Source organism: Shimia haliotis (assembly GCF_900114415.1).
In the GTDB taxonomy this organism is placed as follows: Bacteria; Pseudomonadota; Alphaproteobacteria; order Rhodobacterales; family Rhodobacteraceae; genus Shimia; species Shimia haliotis.
In genome coordinates, this window is the sequence record NZ_FOSZ01000003.1 from 91,227 (window position 1) to 113,681 (window position 22,455).

Annotated in this window: 20 protein-coding genes; 7 read left to right on the forward strand and 13 right to left on the reverse strand. The window is 58.6% G+C overall.

Annotation, left to right across the window (positions count from 1 at the left end; all coding sequences use genetic code 11):
- Positions 1–17: 17 nt before the first annotated feature.
- Positions 18–974: a PLP-dependent cysteine synthase family protein gene (locus BM069_RS08700; RefSeq protein ID WP_093323015.1), complete on the reverse strand. Its 957-nt coding sequence runs from the start codon at positions 972–974 to the stop codon at positions 18–20.
- Between the two features lie 293 nt (positions 975–1,267).
- Here BM069_RS08700 and BM069_RS08705 point away from each other — a divergent pair, with 293 nt between their 5' ends.
- Positions 1,268–2,494: an L-lactate MFS transporter gene (locus BM069_RS08705; protein ID WP_093323017.1), complete on the forward strand. Its 1,227-nt coding sequence runs from the start codon at positions 1,268–1,270 to the stop codon at positions 2,492–2,494.
- 190 nt (positions 2,495–2,684) lie between these two features.
- Here BM069_RS08705 and tdh read toward each other — a convergent pair whose 3' ends face one another.
- The 3 genes from tdh to BM069_RS08720 all read right to left on the reverse strand — a co-directional run bounded on the left by tdh (position 2,685) and on the right by BM069_RS08720 (position 5,773).
- Positions 2,685–3,719: an L-threonine 3-dehydrogenase gene (gene tdh, locus BM069_RS08710; RefSeq protein WP_093323537.1), complete on the reverse strand. Its 1,035-nt coding sequence runs from the start codon at positions 3,717–3,719 to the stop codon at positions 2,685–2,687.
- A gap of 14 nt (positions 3,720–3,733) precedes the next feature.
- Positions 3,734–4,921, reverse strand: a complete 1,188-nt coding sequence (locus BM069_RS08715) for a glycine C-acetyltransferase (protein WP_093323018.1) — start codon at positions 4,919–4,921, stop codon at positions 3,734–3,736.
- Between the two features lie 294 nt (positions 4,922–5,215).
- Positions 5,216–5,773: a helix-turn-helix domain-containing protein gene (locus BM069_RS08720; RefSeq protein WP_093323538.1), complete on the reverse strand. Its 558-nt coding sequence runs from the start codon at positions 5,771–5,773 to the stop codon at positions 5,216–5,218.
- Positions 5,774–5,904: 131 nt separating this feature from the next.
- On the opposite strand from BM069_RS08720, the gene BM069_RS08725 reads away from it, so the two are divergent.
- A complete protein-coding gene (locus BM069_RS08725) occupies positions 5,905–7,080 on the forward strand; it encodes an acetyl-CoA C-acyltransferase family protein (protein WP_093323019.1) in 1,176 nt (391 codons plus the stop codon).
- A gap of 55 nt (positions 7,081–7,135) precedes the next feature.
- Here BM069_RS08725 and BM069_RS08730 read toward each other — a convergent pair whose 3' ends face one another.
- From BM069_RS08730 to BM069_RS08765, 8 genes are all read right to left on the reverse strand, one after another.
- Entirely contained in the window at positions 7,136–8,260 is a 1,125-nt protein-coding gene (locus BM069_RS08730) for a Gfo/Idh/MocA family protein (RefSeq protein WP_093323021.1), read from the reverse strand.
- Positions 8,260–9,318 (reverse strand): sugar phosphate isomerase/epimerase family protein, encoded by a 1,059-nt coding sequence (locus tag BM069_RS08735; protein ID WP_093323023.1) that lies wholly within the window; start codon positions 9,316–9,318, stop codon positions 8,260–8,262. Before BM069_RS08735 ends, BM069_RS08730 begins: the two co-directional genes overlap by 1 nt.
- On the reverse strand, positions 9,318–10,448 hold the full coding sequence (locus BM069_RS08740; protein ID WP_093323026.1) for a Gfo/Idh/MocA family protein: 1,131 nt from the start codon (positions 10,446–10,448) through the stop codon (positions 9,318–9,320). Before BM069_RS08740 ends, BM069_RS08735 begins: the two co-directional genes overlap by 1 nt.
- Before the next feature lie 3 nt (positions 10,449–10,451).
- The gene (locus BM069_RS08745) at positions 10,452–11,198 is read right to left on the reverse strand and encodes a sugar phosphate isomerase/epimerase family protein (RefSeq protein WP_093323028.1); all 747 of its coding nucleotides are present in this window, start codon (positions 11,196–11,198) and stop codon (positions 10,452–10,454) included.
- Between the two features lie 29 nt (positions 11,199–11,227).
- The gene (locus BM069_RS08750) at positions 11,228–12,310 is read right to left on the reverse strand and encodes an ABC transporter ATP-binding protein (protein ID WP_093323030.1); all 1,083 of its coding nucleotides are present in this window, start codon (positions 12,308–12,310) and stop codon (positions 11,228–11,230) included.
- 3 nt (positions 12,311–12,313) lie between these two features.
- Positions 12,314–13,255 carry a carbohydrate ABC transporter permease gene (locus BM069_RS08755; RefSeq protein ID WP_244503578.1) on the reverse strand — a complete coding sequence of 314 codons (942 nt, stop codon included), beginning with the start codon at positions 13,253–13,255 and terminating at the stop codon, positions 12,314–12,316.
- Complete coding sequence (locus tag BM069_RS08760) at positions 13,248–14,180, reverse strand: carbohydrate ABC transporter permease (RefSeq protein WP_093323031.1); 933 nt, start codon at positions 14,178–14,180, stop codon at positions 13,248–13,250. The genes BM069_RS08755 and BM069_RS08760 overlap by 8 nt, the downstream gene beginning before the upstream one ends.
- A gap of 112 nt (positions 14,181–14,292) precedes the next feature.
- Positions 14,293–15,513, reverse strand: coding sequence for an ABC transporter substrate-binding protein (locus BM069_RS08765; protein WP_212611533.1), 1,221 nt, complete (start codon positions 15,511–15,513; stop codon positions 14,293–14,295).
- Between the two features lie 175 nt (positions 15,514–15,688).
- Between BM069_RS08765 and BM069_RS08770 the strand changes: the two genes are divergently transcribed.
- From BM069_RS08770 to BM069_RS08790, 5 genes are all read left to right on the forward strand, one after another.
- Positions 15,689–16,729 (forward strand): LacI family DNA-binding transcriptional regulator, encoded by a 1,041-nt coding sequence (locus BM069_RS08770; RefSeq protein WP_093323034.1) that lies wholly within the window; start codon positions 15,689–15,691, stop codon positions 16,727–16,729.
- Between the two features lie 117 nt (positions 16,730–16,846).
- On the forward strand, positions 16,847–17,659 hold the full coding sequence (locus BM069_RS08775; RefSeq protein ID WP_093323036.1) for an ABC transporter substrate-binding protein: 813 nt from the start codon (positions 16,847–16,849) through the stop codon (positions 17,657–17,659).
- Position 17,660: 1 nt separating this feature from the next.
- Positions 17,661–18,497, forward strand: coding sequence for an amino acid ABC transporter permease (locus BM069_RS08780; RefSeq protein WP_093323038.1), 837 nt, complete (start codon positions 17,661–17,663; stop codon positions 18,495–18,497).
- On the forward strand, positions 18,497–19,228 hold the full coding sequence (locus BM069_RS08785) for an amino acid ABC transporter ATP-binding protein (RefSeq protein WP_093323040.1): 732 nt from the start codon (positions 18,497–18,499) through the stop codon (positions 19,226–19,228). The genes BM069_RS08780 and BM069_RS08785 overlap by 1 nt, the downstream gene beginning before the upstream one ends.
- Positions 19,229–19,345: 117 nt before the next feature.
- On the forward strand, positions 19,346–21,439 hold the full coding sequence (locus tag BM069_RS08790; RefSeq protein WP_093323041.1) for a molybdopterin oxidoreductase family protein: 2,094 nt from the start codon (positions 19,346–19,348) through the stop codon (positions 21,437–21,439).
- Here BM069_RS08790 and BM069_RS08795 read toward each other — a convergent pair whose 3' ends face one another.
- The gene (locus BM069_RS08795; RefSeq protein ID WP_093323043.1) at positions 21,440–22,444 is read right to left on the reverse strand and encodes a YegS/Rv2252/BmrU family lipid kinase; all 1,005 of its coding nucleotides are present in this window, start codon (positions 22,442–22,444) and stop codon (positions 21,440–21,442) included.
- Positions 22,445–22,455 lie beyond the last annotated feature (11 nt).

Here is a 22,455-nt window from a genome sequence, read left to right on the forward strand (position 1 = left end):
CGGGTTCCGCGCGCCTGTTATTCCCACAGATCGGTAGAGAGATACTTTAGCCCGCTGTCGCAAATCACCACGCCAATCACGCCGCCTTCCTCCGGTCCTGCAAGCAGTTCCAGCGCAGCCGCCACATTTGCACCGGCTGAGAACCCTGCAAAAATCCCCTCTTCGCGCGCCAGAGCGCGTGTTGTGTCTCGGGCGACATCACCCGCAACGGTGAGGTATCTATCCACCGTCACATCTCTGAGAAAATCCAAGTCCGCCATTGCATAGCCGCCGCCTTGAATAGGGTGGGCCGGCCTAGTGACAGCGTCGCCCGCCAAAGCCGCTGCCCCGTCGGGTTCAACCACATAGCCTTTTATTTCTGGGTCAAAGGTTTTTAAGGCCGCCATTGTTCCTCCAAAGGTTCCGCCAGAGCCGGCAAAATCCACAAAGGCGGTCAGGCTTTCGCCGCTGTCACGCCAAAACTCGGGTCCGGTGGTTTCAAAGTGCGCCCGCGCATTTCCAGCGTGATGAAACTGATCCGCCCGAAAAGCTGCTCGTTCGGCGACAATAAGCTGCGTGACCCGATCGACTTCTGCAAGATCTCCGCCAGATACCTGTCCGGGAATCGATTCCGGTAACTGATCGACCAACACAACTTCTGCCCCCAAAGCTGTCATCATACGGGCCCGCTCGATGGAATTTCCGCGGCTCATCACGGCAACAAAGGGATAGCCCTTGAGTTGACAGACAATCGCCAGACCGGTTCCCATATTTCCGCTGGTCAGTTCCACCACCGTTTGTCCTGGCCGCAAGTCGCTTCGTGCTTCGGCCATCTCAATGATGCCCTTGGCGGCGCGGTCCTTTTTGGAAAATCCAGGATTAAGATAGTCCAGCTTCGCCAGTATGCGCCCGTTCAGTCCGCGCTTCACGATCATGCGATCCAACCATACTGAAGGCGTTCCACCAATCACGTCCAAAAGTGAATCCGCCGCCATGTACAGTTCCTCCGCAGTCCGATGCCGAGCGATCATGGCGGTCATCCCATCTTAAGTAAACGCCGACAGCTCAACCACATCACCTTCCCGCTGGCTGTGAAAACCGTGATGATTTCTCGGTTGCCCCTCCGTCATCGGCCATTCGTTGCCTGAGAAACAATGCCGAATCAGCGGGATCGGCCAATCCCAGCCGACCCCGCTGAGAATGTCTAAAAATTGAATCGTTCGTCGATTTACCCATATGTTAACGCCGCTTAGGCGGAGGTCTTACGCGCAAATTTTTGGAGTGTGAGATGTCTAAACGACCTCTGACGATTCTGCTTGCTGGGATCGGAATTAACCTATCAATCGGGGTGCTGTACGCGTGGAGCGTATTCAAAGACGCCCTCGTAAACGACCTCGGCTGGACTGCGACACAGGCTTCGACGCCTTACAGCATCGCCATCGTGGTGTTTTCAATCGCAACCCTGACCGCAGGTGTGCTGCAAGACAAATTCGGCCCGCGCCGGATTATCATGCTTGGCGGCGCATTTGTTGGCTCTGGCATGATCCTCACGGGTCTCCTCACCAACCCGACAGCAGTCATGCTGACGTTTGGTGTCGTTGTTGGTACCGGTATTGGCTTTGCCTATGCCTGTGTCACACCGGCGGCCATGAAGTGGTGGCATCCGTCGAAGAAAGGCATGGTTTCCGGCCTGATCGTTGGCGGTTTCGGACTTGGTGCCGTTTATGTGGCCCCACTGACCAAAGCACTGGTCAATGCCTTCGACATTCAGACGGCATTCATCATCCTCGGCACTGGTATCATCGTGATTTCGGTAAGCCTCGGTGCAACAGTTGTGAACCCGCCCAAAGGGTATGTTGCAGAAGGTCCCGAAGATTGGAACCCCGCCGCAGCCGGCACTGGTGCGGAAATGAACTGGCGTGAGATGATCAAGACCCGTCAATTCTATTTCCTCTTTATTATGTTCGCTCTGGCTTCCAGTGCCGGCGTCATGCTGATCGGCAACATCACTCAAATCGGTTCGCTCCAAGTTGGCCTTGAGGGTGCGGTTTATCTGGTAAGCCTGCTTGCCATCGCAAATGCCTCCGGTCGTGTATTGGGTGGCTTGATCTCCGACAAACTCGGTCGTGTGAACACGCTGATCCTTGCCTTCCTGTTGCAAGCCGCAAACATGTGGTTCTTCATGAGCATTTCCACCGAAGCCATGCTGATTGCAGGCGCCATCACCGGTGCCCTCTGCTACGGCGCACTGCTCAGCGTCTTCCCGTCGTTGACCGCAGATTACTTCGGCCTCAAAGGCTACGGCGCCAACTACGGCCTCGTGTATCTTGGCTGGGGTCTCTCCGGTGCGCTGGGTCCGGTCATTGCATCCATGAGCTTTGACGCCACAGGCTCCTTCACCAACGCCTATATGATCAGCGCAGCAATGCTGGTCGCGGCGACGGCGATTGCTTTCATGACCAAAGCACCTCGCACTGCGGCCAAAGAAGCCGAAGGCGAACTGGTCCGCGTCTAAGACGCCCCACGCCAATCAAAACCCCGCCCGAGGTTGCCTCGGGCGGGGTTTTGCTTCGGCTATCGATGAGGTTGCCAGAAGGCGCTGAGCACATCGATGGTTCAAGAAGCGCTGGCAAAGAGAAAGCCGGACCCTCGGGTCCGGCTTTTCACGTGAGGCAAAGCTTTAAGTTGTGCGTAGCGTCCTGCCCCTAGAGGCCCCGCCAGTCCAAAACCACCTTGCCCGATTTGCCGGACTTCATGGCCTCAAAACCTGACCGGAATTCGCCAAGCGGCAACTCGTGGGTGATGACACGGCTGACATCCAGACCGTTCTGCAACATAGCAATCATCTTATACCATGTCTCAAACATCTCGCGGCCGTAGACGCCCTTGATGGTGATCGCCTTGAACACGATACGTGACCAATCCACGGGCGATTTTCCGGGCGGGATGCCCAACAAGGCGATCTTGCCGCCCATCACCAGCGCCTCGACCATTTGATCCAGCGCCACTTGGCTACCGCTCATCTCAAGGCCAACGTCAAAGCCTTCCTTCAGGCCAAGCCCGTGCATCACGTCGTTCAGATCTTCTGTCGCGACATTGACGGTTCGCGCATTGGGCACCACATGCCGGCTGAGTTCCAGGCGGTCAGGGTTGATGTCCGTGATCACCACATGGCGCGCGCCCGCGTGTTTGCAGACCGCCGCCGCCATTATGCCAATCGGCCCCGCGCCGGTGATCAACACATCTTCACCCAGCAGATCAAAACTCAGCGCCGTGTGGACCGCATTGCCTAGCGGATCCAGAATCGCGCCGATCTCGTCCGGCACATCGTCCGGCAGAGGCACGACGTTGAACGCGGGCAGCCGCAGGTATTGCGCAAAAGCGCCCTGAATGTTCACACCAATGCCACGCGTGCCGGGATCCAGATGGAACTTGCCCGCCCGCGCCTGACGGCTCTCGTGGCCGATGATATGGCCCTCTCCGGAACACCGTTGTCCAATCGCAAGCCCCTCGACGTTGCGTCCCATCTCGACGATCTCACCGGCGAACTCGTGGCCGGTGATCATCGGCGTTGGCACGGTCGCGCTGGCCCAGTCATCCCAGTTCCAGATGTGAATATCCGTGCCGCAAATGCCCGTCTTGTTGATTTTGATCAGAACTTCGTCCGGCCCGATTTCTGGCACCGGCGCCTGTACTTTCCACAGCCCTTCTTCGGGCTTGGATTTCTCAAGCGCAGTCATCGTGTTTGGCTTGCTCATTGGATGATCCCCAACTCTTTACCCACCTTGCCAAAGGCCGCCAGCGCGCGGTCCAGCTCATCACGGGTCAGCGCCGCATTCATCTGCGTCCTGATCCGCGCCTGCCCACGCGGCACCACGGGGAAGAAGAAGCCCGAAACATAAACACCTTCCTCAAACAGCTTCGCCGCCATTTCCTGCGCCAGCGTTGCTTCACCCAGCATCACCGGAATGATCGGATGCTCACCGGGCAGAATGTCAAAACCCAGCTTCTCCAGTCCCGCTCGCCAGTAGGTGGCGTTCTCAAACAGCTTCGCGCGCATCGCAGCGCCGTCCTCGACCAGCCGGATCGCTTCGATTCCGGCGGCCACAATGCTTGGCGGCAGCGAATTGGAGAACAAATAGGGCCGCGCCCGCTGCCGCAGCAGGTCAATCACTGGCTGCGGCCCGGCGATATAACCGCCGATGGCCCCCCCAAGTGCTTTGCCCAAAGTTCCTGTGAGAATGTCCACATCCACACCAAAATGATCCGGAGTGCCGGCCCCGTTCGGCCCCATGAACCCCGTCGCGTGACAGTCATCCACCATAACCACAGCGCCATATTGTTTCGCCAGCCGCGTGATCTCCGGCAAGTTCGCCAGATAGCCGTCCATGCTGAACACACCATCGGTCGCAATCATGATATGCCGCGCGCCCTCGTTCTTGGCATGTTTCAGCATCTCTTCCAGATCGGACATGTCGTTGTTGGCATAACGATACCGCTTCGCCTTACACAGCCGCACCCCGTCGATGATCGACGCGTGGTTTAAACTGTCAGAGATGATCGCGTCTTCCTTGGTCAAAAGCGGCTCAAACAGCCCGCCATTGGCGTCAAAGCAGGCAGCAAACAGGATCGCGTCGTCTTTGTTCAGGAAATCCGCCAGCTTCTGTTCCAACTCGCGGTGGATGTCCTGCGTCCCACAGATAAACCGCACCGAGGCCATGCCAAACCCGCGTGGATCCATCGCGCCCTTGGCCGCATCAATCAATGCCGGATTGTCGGCCAGACCAAGGTAGTTGTTGGCACAGAGGTTGATGACATCCGCGTCGCCCACCTGAATCTCACCGCCCTGAGGCGAGGTGATCATTCGCTCACGTTTCATCAGCCCTTCAGCCTCGATGGTTTTCAACGTGTCGCGGATGTCGTTCAGGAATGCGTCGGACATGGGATTCTCCATAATGATGGAACTTCATCTATCATAACGGACATGCGTCCGAAAAGATGGAATTTCAAGATAACGGACAAAAATCCGCAATTAGGGAAGTGCGTGTGTGAGTGTAGCATGAAGGCGGCAAAGAATCTCCCGACCGACAGGGAGGGCTGCGCCTGCCTGCCCCCCGGCAGGCGCGTTTGGGACGCTGCACCAATCAGAAACGTTCAGAGTAGATGCAGCCGCACCGCGCATCTCAAGCAGATCGAAAGCGCCTACCCAGGCAGGCGCAGCCCTCTGCACAATGCCTCAAGCATTCTTCACAATCAAAAACACGCGCGCCGCTGTACCCGCCTCGATCGCATGCGCCACATCTGCCGCATAACGCGCGGTGTCACCTTCGGCCAAATCCTGCGCCGCGCTGCCGCTGGTCACGCGCACAGAACCTGACAACACGGTCAACTGCTCGGCAGCGCCCCGCGCATGCGGCTGGCTCTTCAAGCTGCCGCCTTTTTCGAACCGGATGTCATAAACCTCATGCCCGCCAGCCTCCTCAGGTGGTGACAATACACGGATCAAACAGCCTTCGCCCATCTTGTCAAAACTTGGCACATCAGAGGCGCGCAGCACATCGACCTTGTCCCCCGCCTCCGCATCCAGCAGACCGGCAAAATCCACCTGCAGGGCGCGTGTCAGATTCCACAGTGTCGCAATCGTCGGGCTGCTTTCGCCACGTTCGATCTGGCTCACCATCGACCGACTTACGCCCGACAGTTTGGCCACCGCATCCAGCGACAGCCCCTGCTCACGGCGGGCTTCCCGCAAACGCGCGGGCAAAAGATCCAAGATCGGCAAGTCGTTGTCCATGCCCTCAGATGCGGCGAACCAATCCCGTTTGTCAATCTTGGCACTCCCGTAGAAACTCTGTGACGCACCGTTTTGAAAGACTCCGCGATGCTGCACCTGCATAGTGTGCGCAAATCTTCAGGAGGAACCCCATGTCTGACATCGTAATTTTGGGCGGCGCCCGCACCGCCATCGGCACTTTCGGCGGCTCGCTTGCCAACACCGCGCCCATCGACCTTGGCGCAGCCGTGGCCAAAGAAGCCATGGCCCGCGCTGGCGTAGAAGGCGGCCAAATCGGCAACGTCGTTTACGGCCACGTCATCAACACCGAACCTCGCGATATGTACCTGTCGCGCGTAGCGGCCATGCAGGCCGGTATTCCGGACACAACGCCCGCGATGAACGTGAACCGCCTTTGCGGCTCCGGCGCACAGGCCATTGTGTCTGCCACCCAATCCCTGATGCTAGGCGATGCGGACTTCGCACTGGCTGGCGGCGCGGAAAACATGTCGAAATCTCCCTACATCATGCAATCCCAGCGTTGGGGCCAGAAGATGGGCGACGTAAAGACGCTCGACATGATGCTCGGCGCGCTGAACTGCCCGTTTGGCACCGGACATATGGGTGTCACGGCAGAAAATGTTGCGGACGAACATGACGTGACCCGCGAAGACATGGACGCCTTTGCGCTCGCGTCTCAGGAACGTGCCGCGGCTGCGATTGAGGCAGGGTACTTCGACGAGCAGATCGTGCCGGTTGAGGTCAAAGTGCGCCGCGACATGGTTGCCTTTGCCCGCGACGAACACCCGACGGCTTCCACCATGGAAAGCCTTGGCAAGCTGCGCGCTGTGTTCAAGAAAGACGGCCGCGTGACCGCGGGCAACGCCTCTGGCATCAACGACGGTGCGGCTGCGATTGTATTGGCTCGCGCAGATGCCGCCGAAAAGGCTGGCCTGACGCCGAAATTCCGCGTTCTGGGCTACGCCCACGCGGGTGTGCGCCCCGAGGTCATGGGCATCGGTCCGGTGCCAGCGGTGGAAAACCTGCTGGCCCGCACAGGCCTGTCGATCGCCGACTTTGACGTCATCGAGAGCAACGAAGCCTTCGCAGCACAGGCGATTGCCGTGAACAAAGGTCTGGGTCTTGATCCGGCCCAGGTGAACCCGAACGGCGGCGCCATCGCACTGGGCCATCCGGTTGGTGCAACCGGCGCGATCATCACTGTGAAGGCGATGTATGAACTGGAACGCACCGGCGGCTCCAAAGGCCTGATCACCATGTGTATTGGCGGCGGTCAGGGCATCGCCATCGCAATCGAGCGCATCTAAATGAAACGGCGCGGGGATCACCCCGCGCCGCCTCCATCCCGACGTGATCGTGACCTTAGGAGGTCAGGTCACACCACGCGGCATCTGCCTTTGACGACCGCTGACAGGCGTCGATAAACGCCATGCCCGCCACCGCTTCGGCAATCCCCGGAACAGTCTCTAATCCAGCCGAATCCGCCCCTGAGAGGTGATCCGCGATCTCGCGATAAAGCGTGCCAAACGCCTCCAGATACCCCTCGGGATGCCCCGCCGGTATCCGTGTCACGGCCTCTGCTGCCGACATCGCGCCTGCGCCTCCGCGCGTGATCCGCTGCTCCACGCCCCCCATAGGAGTAAAGATCAACTCGTTCGGATTCTCCTGCGCCCAAAAGAGCCCGCCTTTGTCGCCATGAATGCGCAATTTCAGGCCGTTTTCTGTGCCTGTTGCAACTTGGCTGGCAAAGATCGACCCTCGTGAGCCAGACCCAAATCGTAGCAGGATATTGGCGTTGTCATCCACTTCGCGCCCGCCCACGAAACTCTGCAAATCTGCAGCCAATTGGCTCGCGGTCTCACCCATCACAAAACAAGCGAGGTTATAGGCGTGCGTGCCGATGTCCCCGATCGCTCCCGCGCCGCCTGTGCGCGCAGGGTCCGTGCGCCACGCAGCCTGTACATTCTCGGGGTCCGCAGGACGGCTCAGCCAATCCTGCAAATACTCTGCATGCACCAGCCGGATGTTTCCCAACATCCCCTCTGACACCATTTGTCGAGCCTGCCGAACAAGCGGGCTGCCGGTGTAATTGTGCGTCAGGAAAAACTGCGCGTCGTATCCAGCGCACTCCGCTGCAAACGCCTGTGCTGTTTCCAGATCGGTGGTCAGGGGCTTGTCGCAGATCACGTGAATGCCTGCTGCCAGAAACGCCTTGGCGACCGGCACATGTATATGGTTCGGCGTCACGATGGACACCGCATCAATGCCGTCCTCCTGCGCCGCTTCCTCGCGCGCCATCTCCTCAAAAGAGCCATAGCTGCGCGCCAACCCAATCGCCTCTGCCGACCGTGCCGCTTTGTCGGGGGTGGAGGACAGATTGCCCGCCACCAACTCCCACCGACCGTCCAGCCGCGCCGCCATTCGGTGCACCGCGCCGATAAACGCGCCTTCACCACCGCCCACCATACCAAGCCGCAACCGACGCATCACGACAGCCCCAGCAATGCGCGGGTGTCTTCGCGGCTCAACCCGCTGTCTGCGAAATCATCAAACGCCTTCTCGGTCACATCGATGATGTGATCCATAATGAACGGCGCCCCCTCTGCGGCGCCTGTCGCGGAATCCTTCAGGCAGCACTCCCATTCCAGCACCGCCCAGCTGTCATAACCATACTGCGCCAGCTTCGAGAAAATCGCGCGGAAATCGACCTGCCCGTCGCCCAAAGACCGGAACCGCCCCGCACGCTCGACCCACGGCTGATAGCCGGAATAGACGCCCTGCCGCCCATCGGGGCGGAACTCCGCATCTTTGACGTGAAACGCTTTGATGCGTTCGTGATAGATGTCGATGAACGCCAGATAGTCCAGCTGCTGCAAAAGGAAGTGGCTCGGATCATAGTTGATCGTGCAGCGCGGATGGTTGTCCAGCCGCTCCAGAAGCATCTCAAACGTCGCCCCATCAAACAGGTCTTCGCCCGGATGCAGCTCAAACGCAATGTCCACGCCCAACTCGTCATAGGCATCCATCACCGGCTTCCAGCGCCGTGCCAACTCGTCAAAGGCTTCGTCAATCAACCCCGCAGGCCGCTGTGGCCACGGATAAAGATACGGAAACGCCAGCGAGCCGGAGAAGGACACTGTTACATCCAGCCCCAAATTGCGCGAGGCCTGCGCAGTCTTGATCAACTGATCATGCGCCCATTGTGTGCGGGCTTTGTCATTGCCCTGCACTGCCGCAGGCGCAAACCCGTCAAACTGTTTGTCGTATGCAGGGTGTACCGCCAACAACTGCCCCTGAATATGCGTCGACAGCTCTGTTACTTGGATCCCGCGCTCCGCCAACATCCCCTTCAGGTCGTCGCAGTAGTCCTGACTTTCCGCGGCCTTGTCCAAATCCATCAGCCGTGCATCGCCCGACGGGATTTGCAGCCCCTTATAGCCCAGCCCCGACGCCCAATCTGCAATCGTATCAAGCGAATTGAACGGCGCGACGTCATCTGCAAACTGCGCCAGAAAAAGCGCGGGTCCCTTGATCAAACTCGGCATCAGGTCTCCTCCAGTTCCATGATCGCGAACGCATCATCCGCGCTGAACGGGGCAGGGCGCTCGCAGGTGGTTTTCATCTCCACCATGGCGCCGGTTTCGCCTGCTTGCAGAATGGCCCCCATGACCTCGACTACGTGACCGGCGAGATCATCGTTGCAGCGATGCGGCCGCCCTTCGCGGATCGCCTTCGCCATGTCCGCCAGACCCGCGCCGCGATAGTTCGCCTGATCGCCGTCGTTGGCCTGACTGAACGGATGCCCCGTCGAAATCAGCACCTCCGACCCGTCGCCCTTGGCCATGCGCAACTGCCCACCAAAGAAGTTTGGATCCGGCACGTACAAAGTGCCTTCTTCGCCATAAAGCTCCATGTTGGAATGTCCGTGATCCTTCACATCCCAGCTGGTGCCATAAGAAATCACAGCCCCGTTGGCGAATTGCAGGATCGAATGCACGGTGGTCGGCGTCGTGACAGGGATCTTCTCACCATTCCTCGGCCCGCAGCCGATCGTGCGGTGGCTGTTGGGTGTGCTGCTCATCGCAACCACACGCGACACTGGCCCCAGAAGCTGCACCAGATTGGACAGATAATAAGGCGCCAGATCAAAGATCGGGCCCGCGCCCGGTTCAAAGAAGAAATCGGGGTTCGGATGCCAATGCTCCATGCCGCCGCTCATCACGTGGATCGTGCCCGAAGTCACCGCACCGATCTCACCCGCGTCGATCATCTCGCGCGCTTTCTGGTGGGAACCGCCCATGAACGTATCCGGTGCCGATCCGATCCGCAGGCCTTTCTCCGCCGCCAAAGCCTTCAGGGCCGCGCCTTCCTCGGCGGTCAACACAAACGGCTTTTCGGAATAGACGTGCTTGCCGGCCTTCAGGATGTTGCTCGACACCTCATAGTGCGCGTTCGGGATGGTCAGGTTCACCACTACCTCAATCTCCGGATCGGTCAACAGAGCTTCAATGCTCAGTGCCCGCAAACCAAATTCCGCCGCACGAGCCTCTGCCGCGTCCATGTTCAGGTCCGCACAGGCCACAACCTTATAGTCGCGGAAAAACCGCCCCATGCGCATGTAGGTCGTCGAAATATTGCCGCATCCAATGATGCCGACTTTGACCGCTTTACTCATCACTTACATTCCCTTCAGATTGGTCATCGACACGGTGGCAAACCGGTCCGCATCGCTTGGCTTGTCCTGCTCCGCCACCAAAATGGCGTTAGGGGCTTTTGCGCGGATCAGCTTCAGCAATCCGGCCCAATCCACGACCCCTTCGCCGATGTCGGACCAGCCGTCCTCATCCAGTCCTTCACCCTCTTTGGCAATGTCCTTCACATGAACGGCCACCAGACGATCCGCCCATTTTTCCACGAACGGTGCAGGATCAAGCCCGGCCCGTGCAACCCAACCCAAATCGGCTTCCCAGCCGATTTTCGGTGCCGCCTCAAGCATCACCTCCATAGGATAGCTGCCATCAGGCAGTGTCTCGAATTCGAAATCATGGTTGTGCCAGCTGAACGATTTGCCCTCTGCTTGAACCTTCTCGCCGATCGCCGCCAATTCCTGCGCCAAGGCCTGCCAGCCTGCCGTGTCTGTCGGGCGCACCTCGGCATTCAGATAAGGCACGATCACATGCTCGATCCCCAGTGCATCCGCCAGCGCCATGACACCGTCGAAATTGTCGCGCAGATCGTCGATGCCGAAATGGCCGCTTGGCATCGTCAGCCCATTGGCGCGCATCGCCTCCGCAAAACTGTCCGCATCGCCGTAAACGCCGCCATAGCCCTCAACAGAACTGTATCCCAGCTCCGCCAAACGCCCGAGAAAGGCCTCTTGGCTTGCCACATCGCGCGAGGAATACAGTTGGAATGAAAAACCCATTTTAGTCTCCGAAAATTCTGAGAGGGACGTCAAAGACGCTCCTCGGTTGTCTTGTCAAAAAGAGAGCCCTGCGCCGGATCAAACCCGATGCGCAGCGTGTCACCAGCAGCCACTCGTGCCTGTCCGCTCATGCGGAACCGGAACGGCGTGCCTGCCAAAGTCGTGTAAACCAGCGTGTCCGCGCCCATGGCTTCAAACAATTCCACCGTGATTTCTGTGGTGAACGGCTGTGTGTCGACATCCGTACCGGTGATCACAGATTCCGGCCGAATGCCCAGCCAGGCAGGACGCGCCGACAACGCACCCTGCGAGGCCTCATAGCCCGTGAGTGGCATCTTGGTGTCCGCAGTCGCAAATTCGACGCCGCCCTCCGCGATGTCTCCTTCAAAGAAGTTGATCGTTGGCGAGCCGATAAAGCCGGCGACGTATTTGTTGGACGGGCGGTTATAGACTTCCGCAGGGCTGGCGATCTGCTGCACCACACCGCCGCGCATGATCGCGATCCGGTCCGCCAGCGTCATCGCCTCGACCTGATCGTGGGTTACGTAAATCATGGTGTTTTGCAGTCTTTGGTGCAGCAGCTTCAACTCCACCCGCAAATCCGCCCGCAACTTGGCGTCCAAATTCGACAACGGCTCGTCAAACAGGAAAACATCAACGTCCCGCACCAGCGCACGACCGATCGCCACCCGCTGCCTTTGACCGCCAGACAGGGCGGCAGGCTTGCGTTTCAAAAGCGGCTCGATCTGCAAAATCTCCGCCGCCCGTGCCACGCGCTCGGCAATCTCGGGCTTGGGCACCTTCGCATTTTTCAGGCCAAAGGACAGGTTCCCCTCGACCGTCATCTGCGGATAAAGCGCATAGGACTGAAACACCATGCCGATGCCGCGCTCGCTGGGCTCTTCCCATGTCACATTGCGCCCACCGATGTGGATTTCCCCATCAGTGATGTCCAGCAGTCCGGCGATACAGTTCAAAAGCGTGGACTTGCCACAGCCCGAAGCCCCGAGGAGCACAAGAAACTCGCCTTCCTCGATCTCCAGATTGAGCTTGTCCAGAACGCGCACCGCGCCGAATTCAAGCGTGAGGTCTTTCACAGTTACATTGGTCATAAGTCAGCCCTTTACTGCGCCAGCCGCGATGCCGCGCACGAAGAGTTTGCCAGAGGCAAAATAGATGATGAGGGGAACAAGGCCGGTCAGAAGGGTCGCAGCCATGTTGACGTTGTATTCCTTCACGCCTTGAACCGAGTTGACGATGTTGTTGAGCTGAACCGTCATCGGATAGGTCTCGGGCTTGGTGAAAATCACCCCGAAAAGGAAGTCGTTCCAGATGCCAGTGACCTGAAGGATCATTGCCACCACAAAGATCGGCAGCGCCATCGGCAGCATGATCCGGAAATAGATCCCCCAGAAACCTGCTCCATCCACGCGAGCGGCTTTGAACAACTCCTCGGGTACAGAGGCGAAATAGTTTCGGAACAGAAGCGTCAGGATCGGCATGCCAAAGATCGTATGTACAATCACCAGCCCCCAGACGCTGCCCATAAGGCGGATTTTCGTGCCGGTCATGGCCGACAGAACGTCGCCCGCTTCCCGCAGCAAAATCACGATGGGATAGATCATCACCTGGTATGGGATGAACGCGCCAAAGATCAGGATGGTGAAGAAAACTTCCGAGCCTTTGAACTTCCACAAGGACAGTGCGTAGCCGTTGACCGAGGCAATCGCGATCGAGATCACCACAGATGGCACCAGAATCTGCACCGAGTTCCAGAACCCGCGGCTCAGGCCGTCACAGTTGATACCGGTGCAAGCCTCTGCCCAGGCTTTCACCCACGGTTCAAACGTCACCTCAACGGGTGGCGAGAACACATTGCCCAACCGGATCTCCGGCATGCCTTTCAGCGAGGTTACGATCATCACGTACAAAGGCAGAAGGTAGTAAACCGAGGCCACAAACAGCGTGCCGTACAGCATGATATTGGTCGGCGACAAACGGCGACGTGGCTTGGCCCCGCGCGGCGTGACGCCTTTGTTGGCGGTTGCATCAGTCACGGCGCTTGCCTCCGAATTCAAGATAGGCCCACGGGATCAGCACCACCAGCACGCTCACAAGCATCATGGTGGAGGCTGCAAAGCCCTGACCGAGGTTTTGGGATTGGAACATCTTCTCGATGACGTATTTCGCAGGCACTTCCGAGGATATCCCCGGCCCCCCCGAGGTTTGCGCCACCACAAGGTCGTAAACTTTGATGATCCCCGCAGCGATCAGCACCAAAGCCGTCACAAAAACCGGTCGCATCATTGGAATGATCACCACGATATAGGTTTTCCACACCGGAATGCCTTCAACGCGGGTTGCCTTCCAGATGTCTTCGTCGATGCCACGCAGACCGGCCAGCATGATCACCATGATAAATCCGGATCCCTGCCAGATACCGGCGATCAGGATGCCGTAAATCACAATGTCTGCGTTGTTGAGCGGATCAAACGTGAAACTCTCCCAGCCCCACCTCTGCACGACGCTTTGAATGCCGAAGTCCGGGTTCAGAACCCACTGCCACACAAGTCCGGTGACGATAAAGCTCAGGGCAAATGGGTAAAGAAAGATGGTGCGAAATACGCTCTCGCCGCGAATTTTCCGATCCAGCAAGGCTGCCAAGGTAAAGCCAATCACAAGACTCAAAACCAGCGAGCAAATCCCGTAGATCGCCAAATTCTCAATGCTGACCAACCACCGTCGTGTGCTCCAAAGGCGCTCATACTGGTCCAGCCCGACCCACTTGTCTGGCGCGGGCAAAAGCCGTGATTTGGTGAACGAATGATAGATCGTCCAACCGGTACATCCGATGAACACCACGATGGCGGTCAAAATCATCGGAACAGAGGCGAGTTTTGCCGTTAAGTTCTTGAAAAGGCGGTTGGGTTTTTTGGCGGGTGTCCTTGCGGACTCCGTCCCCCCGCTGTCAGTCACAGCCATTGTGAGCGTCCCCCGCTTGTGTCCGCATGTGCCGGAAACAAGCTGAAATCTGTGTCAGGAAAGGTGCGAAGAGGGCAGGGGCCAGCGCAAGCCGGCCCCTGCCAATCCGCGATTAGTCCGCGTCGCCGATGATCTCGGCGTACTTCGCCTGAGCATCTGCCGCCGAATAGGACGGATCGTTCCAGAACTCGACCATCAGGTCTTCGATCTGACCCGATGTGTCCGCTGACAGAACCTGATCACCCGACAGCAGGATGTTGCCCGCCGCAAGGATCTCCAGACCCTTCTTCATGCAATCGTTGGCCGACGACAGATCAATGTCGCCACGTACTGGCAGAGAGCCTTTTTTCAGGTTGAAGTTCACCTGAACCTCTGGGCTCACCAGCAATGCGGCCAGCTCTTTTTGTGCCGCTTCGATGTCCGCGTCGCCTTGTTTCGGGAAGTAGAACGCGTCACCACCGGTGGAGATCACTTCGTTCACACCCAGACCTGGCAGACAGGTATAATCTTCACCGGCAACCTGACCGGCAACCTGGAATTCACCCTGTGCCCAGTCACCCATGATCTGCGCACCGGCCTGACCGGTGATCACGAGGTTGGTCGCCTGGTTCCAGTCCTGAACATTGCTGTTGGCTGCCATTGCGCGTGCAGCGGCTGCCGCTTCAAACACTTTGGCCATCTCAGCGCCACCGGCAGCTTCAGCATCTTTTTCAACGTTGATTTTGTTCCACAGCTCAACGCCGCCTACGGCCACGTTGATCACGCCAAACGCTCCGGACGACTGCCAAGCCTGCTGACCCATTGCCAGCGGGATTTTACCGGCCGCTTCAAGTGCCGCCGCAGAGGCCACATACTCGTCCCAGTTGGACGGCACCGGCACGCCTGCGTCTTCATAGGCTTTGTGGCTCAGCCAAATCCATTGCCAGCTGTGAATGTTCACAGGGGCGCAGTAAATCTTGCCATCCACAGTGCAGCTGTCCAGCAGTGAGGACGGGTTGATAATGTCTTTCCAGCCCTGCGCCTCGGCGACGTCTGTGATGTCCAACAAGAGACCAGCTTCAATCAGCTCCTCCGCCTGACGGCCGTGGTTCAGCTGGGTCGCGTGCATCGGATCTCCGCCGATGATGCGGCTGATAATGATGGGGCGCGCTGTGCCGCCCGAACCGGCGATCGCGCCGTCAATCCATGTGTGGCCAGTGGCGTCGAGCGCCTTGGCAAATTCTGCAACAGCGGCTGCTTCGCCGCCCGAAGTCCACCAATGGGTGACTTCCAGATCTGCCGCCGAAACGGCGCCAGCTGCGCAAAACGCAATGCCAGCGGTGGTCGCTTTCATGAAATTCATTTCTTCCTCCCTAGTGGGCCTGATTGCCCTTGTAATCGATTACATCTTCTTTCAAACTGTATGTCCACCCAGCTTCCCCCTCCTCTTGGGGTCGCCTTTTGGACCGCTGTTTTGTTGTAATCGATTACAAAATGGTAGCCTGCTCTTAATTTGAGTCAAGAATTAAATGGTGCAAAAAGCAAAACCGACGAACCGCGCCCCGAAAGTTGTCGATGTGGCCCGTTTGGCTGGCGTGTCCACGGCCACAGTGAGCCGTGTCCTAAATGATCCCGAAAAAGTATCGCAAAACACCCGAGAAGCGGTGCTTGCTGCGGTGAAAGAGACGGGCTATCGGATCAACCGCGCGGCAAGAAATCTGCGCACCAACAGCACTCGGTCCATTCTGGCGCTTGTGCCTAATCTTTCTAACCCGTTCTTTTCCAACATTTTGTCCGGCTTGGAGCGTGCGCTGAACGCCGAAGACTACAGTCTTCTTGTCACCGACAGTGGCGATGCGCCTCTGACACCGGATCAAATGGACCGCCTGATCGCCGCGGGTCAGGCTGACGGACTTATTGTGCTCGACGGCAGCATCTCTCAGGCTGATTTTGCAGAGGTACAGGCCAACAACCCGTCCTGTCCGATTGTATTCGCCTGCGAGTGGGTGAACGACGTGAACTGCCCGTCCGTGCGGGCAGACAACGTGGGCGGTGTGGCGACTCTTGTGGATCATCTTTGGGAAAATGGTCATCGGCGATTCGGGCACGTGATGGGTCCGACAAGCAATGTTCTCTCCACTGTGCGACGCGACGCCTTTGTCACGCGTGTTTCCGAGCTGGGCGGCGAAACCCGCAATCCGTGGATTTTGCAGGGCACCTTCTCCATAGACGCGGGTCGCGCAGCGGCCGAGGCAATAAGTGCGATGTCGGACCGACCAACCGCTTGGATCTGCGCCTCTGACCAGATCGCATTCGGGCTGATCTCCGGTCTCACGCGCGCAGGCATCAATGTGCCGGACGACGCGTCCGTAGCGGGTTTTGACAACATCGAAATGACCGAGGTCTTCAACCCGCCTCTGACCACCATACATCAGCCTCGGAACAAGATGGGCCATCAGGCAGCGCAGTCGATCCTTGAGTTGATCCGAGGCCAAGAAAACCGCGCCCAAGTTCACATCCTGCCAGTCCAATTGGTCAACCGCGAGAGCACGGGACCAGCGCCGCGCTAAAGTTCCGCACAAAGACACATTTTCCTGACCAAACCGTCAGGAAAATGCGCCCCGCCGCTGGACAAGGCCCGCCGCCGCTTCCTAGTGTGTCGTACGCCACTTTGAGAGGGGACGTCCATGACCAATCTAATCACCACAGCCGCCATTCTGGCGCTTTCTGCATCCACTGCGTTTGCCGCAGGTCACTGCGCCGACGGCAAAACCTTGACCGAGGGCACATTAACCGTCGCCACAGGCAACCCTGCCTATTACCCGTGGGTCATGGATGACGCGCCCGAAAGCGGCAAAGGCTTTGAGGCCGCAGTAGCCTTCGCCGTCGCCGAGGAAATGGGTTTCGCCGCAGACGCCGTGACTTGGGTGCGTTCGTCCTTTGACGAAGCGATCCAGCCTGGACCGAAAAACTTCGACGTGAACCTGCAACAGTTCTCGATCACCGAAGAGCGCGAGAAAGTTGTCGACTTCTCCGTGCCATACTACGCCGCACCGATGGCCGTTTTGGTGTCTGGCAGCGTCGCGGATACCCCCGCCGAAGCTGACGCGATGAAAGGCCTCCTTTGGGGTGCGATGGGCGGCACCACCGCCGTTCCGATGCTGATGGACGCCATTGGCCCGAACAAAGACCCGCTGCTCTACGGTGACAACGCCGACGTGACCGCCGCCATGCAGGCCAACCAGATCGACGCCGCGCTCTTTGACCTTCCCACCGCGCTGTACCTGTCCGCTGTGGTTGTTGAAGGTTCTGCCGTCATTGGCCAATTCCCTGCGGATCGCAGCGAAAACCCCGATGAATTCGGCATGCTCATGGAAGAGGGCAACCCGCTGAAGGCCTGTGTGGATGAAGCCATCATGTCCCTCAAGGGCTCCGGCAAACTCGACGCAATCGAAGCCGAGTGGCTGCAACAGACCACCGGCGTACCGCTGATCAAATAAGATGACTGACAAAAAACCGACGGCGGGCAAAACCCGCCGCCAACTTTACGAAGACCGCCTCCGCCGCCGTTCCGCCATCATCGCCGCCAGCTCTACGCTCGCGGTGTTTCTGGCCGTGATCATCCTCGTGCCAATGGCCCCCGGCTGGGAAAAGGTCAAAGCCAGCTTCTTCAACTGGGAGGTCTTTGCCAAAACCTTCCCCAAGCTGCTCACGGCCTTCAAGCTCGACGTGATGATTTTCCTGTGGTCGGCACCGGCCATCGTGATCCTCGGCTTGCTGATCGCACTTGCCCGCGACGTACGCAGCCCTGCGCTCTTTCCACTGCGCATCCTCGGCGCAGCCTATACCGACATTTTCCGCGGCATCCCCGTGGTGCTGACCGTTTATCTGATCGGCTTCGGCATCCCGGGTCTCGGCCTGCCGCGCCCTTGGAATTCGCCTTATATCTGGGGCTCTCTGGCGCTGATCCTGACCTATGCGGCCTATGTCGCTGAAATCTTCCGCTCTGGCATCGAAAGCGTGCATGCCTCCCAACGGTCCGCCGCGCAATCACTGGGGCTCTCCGACGCTGACACCATGCGCTTCGTGATCCTGCCTCAAGCCATTCGCCGCGTGGTCCCGTCGCAGATGAACATGTTCATTGCGCTACAAAAAGATGTCGCGCTTCTGTCCTTCATCGGGCCTGTCGAAATCTTCCGTCAGGCCGGCGTGTTCAAGTCGCTTCTGGCCAATTTCACGCCCTATGTCGGCGCTGCGGTAATCTTTCTCGCGGTGACAATTCCGGCCACACGCTATGCCGACTACCTGATGGCGAAACAGAACAGAGAACGCTCCTGATGCCCAAGCTTTCCCTAAAAAATGTGGTCAAACGCTTTGGCGACAAGACAGTCTGCAACGGCATTTCGCTCGACGTCGAAGAAGGCCAAATGGTTTGCCTGATCGGCGCATCGGGCGGCGGGAAATCCACGCTCCTGCGCTGCATCAACCTTTTGGAAAACATCGAAGACGGCGAAATTTTTCTCGATGGCGAAGACATCGCCATTCCTGGCCTCAACCCGCAGCCGGTGCGTCGACGCATCGGTATGGTGTTTCAGTCTTTCAACCTCTTCCCGCATATGACGGCCGCCGAAAACGTCATGCTCGCCCCGCGCCGCGTCTATAAACGCAGCCGCGACGACCTGCGTCCCGAGATCACTGAGCTTTTCACTCGCTTCGGTCTTGCCGAGCACATGAACCATTACCCCGATCAGCTTTCCGGCGGCCAACAACAACGCGTCGCCATCGTGCGCGCACTCGCCATGAAACCCGAGGTCATGCTCTTTGACGAGATCACTTCGGCGCTTGACCCTCAGCTTGTCGGAGAGGTGCTCGATGTCCTGCGTCTGCTCAAGGGAAGCGGCATGACCATGGTGCTCGCGACCCACGAAATGGGCTTCGCTCGCGAGGCAGCCGACAAGGTTTGTTTCCTCAAGGACGGCAAAATCATCGAGGAAGCCCCCGCCAAGACGCTCTTTGACGCGCCGCAACACCCTGACACACAAGCCTTTCTCGCCCGTGCTCTGAAATGACGTGGTGTCGCGAAAATCGCGACACACACATTTTTTCGCCTCTCATGCTTCCGATCTCCTAAGCTGATTGCCAGAATTCAGCCAACGGAATGGGGCGAAAGCCAGAGGAGGCCACCCGTGAGCAACACGCAAACGCATCACCGCACCTGCAACATTTGTGAGGCCATGTGCGGCCTGATCATCACCCACGATGAAACCGAAGTCCTGTCGATCAAGGCCGACCCCGCCGACCCCCTGTCGCGCGGCCACATCTGCCCCAAGGCCACCGCGCTTCAGGATTTCCGCACCGATCCTGACCGCATCACCACGCCTTTGAAAAAGGTTGATGGAGAGTTCGTGCCGATCAGCTGGGATGAGGCTTATGACTTTGCTGTTGAGCGCCTGCAACTGGTGCAGGAGGCACACGGCAAAGACGCGATTGGCGTCTATCTCGGCAACCCCAATGCGCATAAATTTGGCAACCTTCTGAACCTGCCGACACTCGTGCGTGCGCTGGGCACGCAGAACCGTTATTCCTCCGCCACCGCCGACCAAATCCCGCATCATGTCGCCTCAATCCACATGCTTGGCCACCCGATGCTGATCCCTGTGGCAGACATTGCCCGCACCGATTTCCTGATGATTGTGGGAGGCAATCCATTGGTGTCCAACGGCTCCATGATGACCGCGCCGGGCTTTGGCAAACGCATGGACGAACTCAAGGCCCGCGGCGGCCGCGTGATCGTCATCGATCCGCGCCGTACCGAAACCGCCGCCAAGGCGTCAGAGCATCACTTCATCAAGCCCGAGACCGACGCCTATCTTCTATTGGCGATGATCAACGAAATCTTCGCCGCTGATCTCGTCAATCTCGACACATTGTCGGATGTCGTTGTCGGCCTGGACGCCCTGCGCGCCGCCGCCGAGCCCTTCACGGCCGACAAGGCTGCCGAGATGACCGGCATCGACGCCGACACCATCCGCGGACTGGCGCGGGACTTTGCCACGTCGAATACTGGCGCGATCTATTCCCGCATGGGCGCCAGCACGCAGGCCTTCGGCTCGCTTTGCCAATGGGCCACCAACGCGCTCAACATCATCACTGGAAATTTTGATGCCGAAGGTGGTGCCATGTTCACCACCCCCGCGCTGGACTACGTCGGCATGACCTCCCGCAAGGGCAAGGTCCGCAGCTATCCCGAAAAACGCTCCCGCGTCTCTGGCCAGCCGCTCTATAACGGCGAGTTCCCGATCTCTGTCATGGCCGAGGAAATGGAAACCCCCGGCGAAGGCCAGATACGCGCCATGGTCACGGTTGCGGGCAATCCCGTCCTGACCGCTCCCAACGGCCAGCGCATCGACCGCGCGATGGAGAAACTTGATTTCATGATGTCGATCGACATCCACATCAACGACACCACCCGCCACGCCGACCTGATCCTGCCGGCCACAGTGGCGCTCGAAGAAGTCGTCTACGACATGGTCTTCCACAGCTTCGCGGTCCACAACACGGCGGCCTATGCGCGTCCGATCTTTGACACGCCGAATGGCAATCCGCAGGAGTGGGAGGTCATCGCGACGCTGGCGGCAAAACTGACCGGCGCCAACAAGATAGGTCCGTCGCCCGAACAAGTCCTATCGATGATGCTACCACAGGGGCATCACGCAGATACCGTCACCGTCGAAACAATGTTGACCGCTGGCGGCTCCATCGACCTCGGTCCGCTGGTGCCAAACGTCACGGAGCGCCTCGAAACACCGGACGGCATGATTAACCTGGCACCGCAAGTGTTTCTGGATGATCTTCCCCGTCTGGCAGAGTTCAGCGCCGCCACATCTGATGCTTTCCCGCTGATGATGATTGGTCGCCGTCAGGTGCGCAGCCACAACAGCTGGACCCAGAACAGCCCGCGCCTTGTCAAAGGGCGCAACCGCTGCACTGTGCAAATCCACCCGACGGATGCGGAACGCCTTGGACTGACCGAGGACGCCGACGTGGTTGTTGCAAGCCGCGTTGGCGAAGTCACCATGCCCACCGAAATCACCGAGGACATGGCCCCTGGTGTGGTGTCTATCCCGCAGGGCTGGGGCCAGCGCCACGGCAACATCGCTGCGGCGACCAAGACACAAACGGTATCAATCAACGATCTGACAGATGATGCGCGCATCGACCCTGTCAGCGGCAATGCTGCGTTTAACGGCGTGCCGGTGGCTGTGCGGTTGGCTGGATAATCACCCTTTGCCCGGCGGTACAAGACGCAGTGCACCGGGCAGAATATCCACCTCGAACCGCGTGTCGACCATCGGTTCACCATCCAGGTTGATGTGATAGGGCGTGTTGGTCTCGATCAGTGCCTTTTCGAATTGTGCGCGGAACATAAAGGCTTCTGTCGGGTCGTCGCGCTCAAAGATCGAGATCAAATCGGGTTGTCCCTCCACCAAACCAGGCGGTGCCAACATTGCAAAATCGAGCTTGCCGTCTGAAACGTCCGCCAACGGCGTCACATCAAATCCGCCGCCCGCAAACCTGCTATTGCCGATTGCCATAATCGTCAGGTCTAGGTCGCGCACCTCGCCATCATCCAATGTCACTTTTGCCTTGGTGGGCGCCAATTCACTGAGCCTCGAGATGCCGGTAAGCGTGTAAGCAATTCCTCCTAGGCGTCGTTTGATTTCGACATCCGTGGTTGCCGTGATCATAGCGCCATAGCCACCACTCGCCACATTCACAAAGACCTCTCCATTGATCCGTCCAAGATCAATGGCTTTGCTTTCTCCCGTGATGGCGCGGCGCAATGAGGATTCCGGGTCGCTGCCATCATCGCCAAATGCGCGGGCAAAATCATTGGCTGTTCCCAGAGGGACCAATCCCATGTCGACGCTGTCCGCAACACCCATCCGCAGGATCGCGTTTGCAACGGCATTCACCGTGCCGTCTCCTCCGGCACCGATCACCCTTGTTGTGCCGCCCTTTATCGCCTGCTTGATTAACTTGCGCGTTTGCTTGCCCGACCAAGGCACCCAAACATCCAGTTCAAATTCCTTTTGAAGAGACTTCACGATGCTTCGCACATCGGACCGCACCGCTGATTTGCGGTTCAACAGCAGTAAAGATTTCGCACACATTGGGGTTGTCCGGTTTTTGCGTCTGGATTGTCCTCTGACTTTATCCGCAAAGCGCACCGACGCAATACCGACGCCATGCCGATGTGATGCACCGTCGCTTAAGCGCCGCATTTACGATCCCG

Coding starts and splice junctions, on each gene's coding strand:
- BM069_RS08700 (WP_093323015.1), bottom strand. CDS start 974: ATGGCGGCGGATTCACTTTTGGACGTGATTGGTGGAACGCCTTCAGTA.
- BM069_RS08705 (WP_093323017.1), top strand. CDS start 1,268: ATGTCTAAACGACCTCTGACGATTCTGCTTGCTGGGATCGGAATTAAC.
- tdh (WP_093323537.1), bottom strand. CDS start 3,719: ATGACTGCGCTTGAGAAATCCAAGCCCGAAGAAGGGCTGTGGAAAGTA.
- BM069_RS08715 (WP_093323018.1), bottom strand. CDS start 4,921: ATGTCCGACGCATTCCTGAACGACATCCGCGACACGTTGAAAACCATC.
- BM069_RS08720 (WP_093323538.1), bottom strand. CDS start 5,773: ATGGACAACGACTTGCCGATCTTGGATCTTTTGCCCGCGCGTTTGCGG.
- BM069_RS08725 (WP_093323019.1), top strand. CDS start 5,905: ATGTCTGACATCGTAATTTTGGGCGGCGCCCGCACCGCCATCGGCACT.
- BM069_RS08730 (WP_093323021.1), bottom strand. CDS start 8,260: ATGCGTCGGTTGCGGCTTGGTATGGTGGGCGGTGGTGAAGGCGCGTTT.
- BM069_RS08735 (WP_093323023.1), bottom strand. CDS start 9,318: ATGCCGAGTTTGATCAAGGGACCCGCGCTTTTTCTGGCGCAGTTTGCA.
- BM069_RS08740 (WP_093323026.1), bottom strand. CDS start 10,448: ATGAGTAAAGCGGTCAAAGTCGGCATCATTGGATGCGGCAATATTTCG.
- BM069_RS08745 (WP_093323028.1), bottom strand. CDS start 11,198: ATGGGTTTTTCATTCCAACTGTATTCCTCGCGCGATGTGGCAAGCCAA.
- BM069_RS08750 (WP_093323030.1), bottom strand. CDS start 12,310: ATGACCAATGTAACTGTGAAAGACCTCACGCTTGAATTCGGCGCGGTG.
- BM069_RS08760 (WP_093323031.1), bottom strand. CDS start 14,180: ATGGCTGTGACTGACAGCGGGGGGACGGAGTCCGCAAGGACACCCGCC.
- BM069_RS08765 (WP_212611533.1), bottom strand. CDS start 15,513: ATGAAAGCGACCACCGCTGGCATTGCGTTTTGCGCAGCTGGCGCCGTT.
- BM069_RS08770 (WP_093323034.1), top strand. CDS start 15,689: ATGGTGCAAAAAGCAAAACCGACGAACCGCGCCCCGAAAGTTGTCGAT.
- BM069_RS08775 (WP_093323036.1), top strand. CDS start 16,847: ATGACCAATCTAATCACCACAGCCGCCATTCTGGCGCTTTCTGCATCC.
- BM069_RS08780 (WP_093323038.1), top strand. CDS start 17,661: ATGACTGACAAAAAACCGACGGCGGGCAAAACCCGCCGCCAACTTTAC.
- BM069_RS08785 (WP_093323040.1), top strand. CDS start 18,497: ATGCCCAAGCTTTCCCTAAAAAATGTGGTCAAACGCTTTGGCGACAAG.
- BM069_RS08795 (WP_093323043.1), bottom strand. CDS start 22,444: ATGCGGCGCTTAAGCGACGGTGCATCACATCGGCATGGCGTCGGTATT.